A 5382-nucleotide genomic window follows, 5' to 3' on the forward strand; every position below is an offset into this window, starting at 1 on the left:
CGACAGAGGGGGTCGCCGCGCGTGGAGCGCCGACGCCGTGCGGCACGAGATGAGGTCGGCGTTCTACGCGCAAGGACCCCCTCTGACCGCTTCGCGGCCATCTCCCCCTCGAGGGCCCCTCGAGGGGGGAGATTACCGGTGCTTCCCGTGCTCTACTCCCCCTCGGGAACCCTCGCCATGATTCGCGCTCTGCTCGCCGCTCTTCTCCTCACCGCGCCGGCCTTCGCCGCCGACATGTCGGTCTTTGTCCGCAACCAGCGCTCCGACGGCGTCGCGCTGGAGCTGTTCAGCCGCGACAGCGAAAAGGTCTGGCCGGGCGGCGACAAGGTTTTCTTCATCCGCCCGCAGGCGCGAAAATCCGTGCCGATCTCCTGCGAGCCCGGCGAGCACATCTGCTGGGGCGCCTGGGTGGTCGGCAACGATTCCGTCACCGCCGGCGTCGGCCCCGACAACGACCAGCCGTGCGACACCTGCTGCTTCATCTGCACTGACCACTCGACGGAGACGGTGGATCTGGCGGAGTAGGGCACCCCTTCTCCCCTTGTGGGAGAAGGTGGATCGGCGCGCAGCGCCGAGACGGATGAGGGGTGTTGGACGGAGTGCGATGTTGGAGAATTGGACGAAATGAGGCCTAGTCTTCCGCCATGCCGCATCAACCCGTAACCCCGGCCAAGCGCAATTTCGCTCGTCGGATGCGGCGCGAGTCGACAGAAGCGGAGGACCGTCTGTGGCAGGAGCTGCGCGGCCGCCGTCTCGACAAGATCAAGTTCCGCCGGCAGGTGCCAGTGGGTAGATTCGTTGCCGACTTCGTTTGCGCCGAGGCTCGGCTTATCATCGAAATCGATGGCAGTCAGCATGCGGACTCGCCCCACGACCAGGAGCGCGACGCCGAATTGAAGGCGAGGGGATTTCGCGTGTTGAGGTTCTGGAATGACGACGTTCTGAAGGAACTCGATGCTGTCTGCGATACCATCATTGCCTATGTGCGGGACGAAGATCTGCAGCCTTGGCGATGATGCCGATGGGCGTATTTGCCAAGCTGGAGCACCCCTCATCCGTCTCGGCGCTGCGCGCCGATCCACCTTCTCCCACAGGGGGAGAAGGGAGCTTGCCCCTCCCTTGGCCCATCGCTCCCGCCTTTATCCGCCGGCCCGTATCGGCTAAGGGGCAGGCACCAAACCTCTCGCCCGGACTTGCCACCGCCAAATGACCGCCAAGCCAAAACCGCTCTTCCTCGGCATCGACACCGGCGGCACCTATACCGATGCCGTGCTGTGGTCGGAGGAGGGCGGGCCCCTGGACAACCCGAGCAAGGGCAAGGTGCTGGCCAAGGCCAAGGCGCTGACCACGCGCCACGACCTCGCCGTCGGCATTTCCGGCGCGGTCGACGCGGTGCTGGAAAAATCCGCTACCGACCCGGCCGCGATCAAGCTGGTGTCGATGTCGACCACGCTTGCCACCAACGCGCTGGTCGAGGGCCAGGGCGGGCGCGTGGCGCTGGTGATGATCGGCTTTTCCGAGGCCGACCTTGCCCGCGACGGGCTGAAGACGGCTCTCGGCAGCGATCCGGTGGTGTTCTGCCCCGGCGGCCACGACGTGCACGGCAATGCCGCGAAGCTCGATCTTTCCGGCCTCGAGGCGGCGTTGCCGGAGCTTGGGGGTTCGGTGTCGGGTTTCGCCGTCTGCGCCTATTTCGCCACCCGCAATCCGGCGCATGAGCTCGCCGCGCGCGACCTGATCCGCGAAAAAACCGGCCTGCCGGTCACCGCCAGCCACGAGCTTTCGGCCAAGCTCGGCGGTCCGCGCCGCGCGCTCACCACTTTGCTCAACGCCCGGCTGATCTCGATGATCGACCGGCTGGTCGCGGCGACCGAAGGCTTTCTTGGCCGGCGCGGCATCGCCGCACCTCTGATGGTGGTGCGCGGCGACGGCGCGCTGGTGTCGGCGGCCTTCGCCCGCCAGCGGCCGATCGAGACGATCCTCTCCGGCCCGGCGGCCAGCCTGGTCGGCGCCCGCCACATGACCGGGCTGGACGACGCCATGGTCTCCGACATCGGCGGCACCACCACCGACGTCGCCGTGCTCGATAGCGGCCGGCCGCGGCTCGATCCGGAAGGCGCCACCGTCGGCGGCTTCCGTACCATGGTCGAAGCCGTCGCCATGCGCACCTTCGGCCTCGGCGGCGACTCCGAAGTAGCGCTGCAGGACGGCGCGCTCGACCCGAAGATCCTGCTCGGGCCGCGCCGCCTGGTGCCGCTGGCGCTGGCCGGCTTGGCGCATGGCGAGGCGGTCACCGCCGAGCTGGAGCGGCAGCTGCGCGCGCCCAATCCCGGCCGCATGGACGGGCGTTTTGCCGTGCGCACCGGCGTGCCGGATCGCCTCGCCGCCGGCCTCACCGCGCCGGAAGCGAAACTCTACGAGGCGATCGGCGCCACCCCGCTGGCGCTTGACCGGCTGCTCAGCTCCAACGCCCAGAACGCTACGCTGAACCGGCTGGTGGCGCGCGGCCTGGTGCACATTTGCGGCTTCACGCCGTCCGACGCCGCCCATGTGCTCGGCAAGCAGTCGAACTGGGATCCCGCCGCCGCCCGTCTCGGCGCCGAGCTGTTTTCCCGCCGCCGCGACGGCCGCGGCCAGGCGATCGCCGCGACGTCGGAAGCGCTCGCCCAGCGCGTGCTCGTCACGCTGACGCGCTGGTCGGCCGAATATATTCTCGAAACCGCCTTCGCCGAGGACGGGCTGGACGGCGCCGCGACCGTCGCGCACGCGCTGGTGCAGCGCGCCGTCGATGCGCATCCCGGCATCGCCCGCTTCAGCGTCGCGCTCGACCGGCCGGTGATCGGCCTCGGCGCCTCGGCGCCGCTGCATTACGCCGGCCTGCCGCCGCTGATCGGCAATGGCTGCATCGTGCCGGAGGACACCGACGTCGCCAACGCGCTCGGCGCCGTCGTCGGCCAGGTGCGGGTCTCGGCCGAAGCCCGCGTCAGCCAGCCCAGGGAAGGGCTTTTCCGGCTCGCCTCGGGGCAGACGGTGCGCGACTTCACCGAGGAGGAGAAGGCGATCGCCGCGGCTGAAGCCGACGTGCGGGCGATCGTCGCCGAACGCGCGAAGAATGCCGGCACCGACAGCGCCGAAATCGACGTTTCCACCGAATTCAAGGTCTCGACGGTCGAGAACCAGCGCATGTTCATCGAGGCGCATGTGGTGGCGGTGGCCTCTGGGCGCCCAAGGATTGCGGTGTGAGCGCGCCTTCCCCCTTCTCCCCTTGTGGGAGAAGGTGTCGCCGGAGGCGACGGATGAGGGGTGCTCCAGGGAACACCAGCGCCGCACTCCGCTGGAACACCCCTCATCCGTCTCGGCGCTTGCGCGCCGATCCACCTTCTCCCACAAGGGAGAAGGGAAACCGCGCCGCACCTTCACCCTAAGCCGAATTGACCCTTGAACCCCAAACATGTCAAAGCCCCGGCAAAGCCTTACCCATCTGGAGACGTGCTGATGACCGACCGCATCGAGATCGCCGGGTTGCAGATTGCCCGGGAGCTCCATGACTTCGTCGCCGAGGAGGCAGCAGTCGGCACCGGCATCGATCCGGAAAAGTTCTGGGAGGGCTTTTCCGCCATCGTCCACGACCTCGCGCCGAAGAACCGCGCGCTGCTCGCCAAGCGCGACGCCATGCAGGAGAGGCTGGACGACTGGTACCGCGCCAACGGCGCGCCGGTCGACATGGAGGTGTACAGAACTTTCCTCGAGGAGATCGGCTATCTGGTGCCGGAAGGCCCGGCCTTCAGCGTCTCGACCGAAAATGTCGATCCGGAGATCGCGGTCGTCGCCGGGCCGCAGCTGGTCGTGCCGGTGATGAACGCGCGCTATGCGCTCAATGCCGCCAATGCGCGCTGGGGCTCGCTTTATGACGCGCTCTACGGCACCGACGCCATTCCCGAGACGGGAGGCGCCGAAAGGGGCAAAACGTTCAATCCCACGCGCGGCGCCAAGGTGATCGCCTGGGTCAGGGACTTCATCGACCAGTCCGTGCCGCTCACCACCGGCAAATGGGCCGGCATCAACGGGCTCTCGGTGGCGAACGGCGCGCTGAAGGTCGGCGAAGGCGCCGGCGCCACCACGCTTGCCGACCCGAAGCAGTTCGCCGGCTACCGCGGCGACGCCGCCACTCCGGAAGCCGTGCTTTTGGTAAAGAACGGCCTGCATATCGAGATCGTCGTCGATCATGCCAGTCAGATCGGCAAGACCGATGCGGCCGGCATTGCCGACGTCGTCCTCGAGGCCGCCTTGACCACCATTCAGGATTGCGAGGATTCGGTCGCCGCCGTCGATGCCGAGGACAAGGTCGTCGTCTATCGCAACTGGCTCGGGCTGATGAAGGGCGATCTGGCGGAAGAGATCACCAAGGCCGGCAAGAGCTTTGTCCGCAAGCTAAATCCGGACCGCCGCTACACGGCGCCGAATGGCGGCCAGCTGCTGCTGCCCGGACGCTCGCTGATGCTGGTGCGCAATGTCGGCCACCTGATGACCAATCCGGCGATCCTCGACCGCGACGGCAACGAGGTGCCGGAAGGCATCATGGACGCGGCGCTCACCGCGCTGATTGCGCTGCACGATGTCGGCGACAACGGCCGCCGCGCCAACTCCCGCGCCGGCTCGATGTATGTGGTGAAGCCCAAGATGCACGGGCCGGAGGAAGTCGGCTTCGCCGTGGAAATCTTCGATCGCGTCGAGGCCCTGCTCGGCATGGCCAAGAACACCATCAAGATGGGCATCATGGACGAGGAGCGGCGGACCACCGTCAACCTCAAGGAAGCGATCCGCGCCGCAAGGGAGCGCGTCGTCTTCATCAACACCGGCTTCCTCGACCGCACCGGCGACGAGATCCACACCTCGATGGAAGCCGGCCCGATGATCCGCAAGGGCGACATGAAGCAGGCGGCCTGGATTTCCGCCTATGAGGCGTGGAACGTCGACACGGGCCTGGAATGCGGCCTCGCCGGCCACGCCCAGATCGGCAAGGGCATGTGGGCCATGCCGGATTTGATGGCGGCGATGCTCGAGCAAAAGATCGCGCACCCCAAGGCCGGCGCCAACACCGCCTGGGTGCCGTCGCCGACCGCGGCGACGCTGCACGCCACCCACTATCATAAAGTGGATGTGCACGCCGTGCAGGCGGCGCTGAGGAGCCGGCCGAAGGCCAGGCTCGACGACATCCTGTCGGTGCCCGTGGCGGTGCGGCCGAACTGGACCCCGGACGAGATCCAGCGCGAGCTCGACAACAACGCGCAAGGCATTCTCGGCTATGTCGTGCGCTGGATCGATCAGGGTGTCGGCTGCTCGAAAGTGCCCGATATCAACGATGTCGGCCTGATGGAGGAC

General features: G+C 67.6%; 4 protein-coding genes. All 4 read left to right on the forward strand.

Annotated features, from left to right (window positions below; translation table 11 throughout):
- The first annotated feature begins 177 nt into the window (after positions 1–177).
- Positions 178–525 (forward strand): hypothetical protein, encoded by a 348-nt coding sequence (locus EOA60_RS17050; RefSeq protein WP_095825050.1) that lies wholly within the window; start codon positions 178–180, stop codon positions 523–525.
- 119 nt (positions 526–644) lie between these two features.
- Positions 645–1016, forward strand: coding sequence for a DUF559 domain-containing protein (locus tag EOA60_RS17055; protein ID WP_095825049.1), 372 nt, complete (start codon positions 645–647; stop codon positions 1014–1016).
- Between the two features lie 190 nt (positions 1017–1206).
- Entirely contained in the window at positions 1207–3243 is a 2037-nt protein-coding gene (locus EOA60_RS17060) for a hydantoinase/oxoprolinase family protein (RefSeq protein ID WP_127334707.1), read from the forward strand.
- 252 nt (positions 3244–3495) lie between these two features.
- The coding region (locus EOA60_RS17065) for a malate synthase G (RefSeq protein WP_128311643.1) at positions 3496–5382 on the forward strand (1887 nt) is incomplete at its 3' end.

The sequence above is a fragment of the Mesorhizobium sp. M1A.F.Ca.IN.020.06.1.1 genome, from assembly GCF_004023265.1.
Lineage (GTDB): Bacteria > Pseudomonadota > Alphaproteobacteria > Rhizobiales > Rhizobiaceae > Mesorhizobium.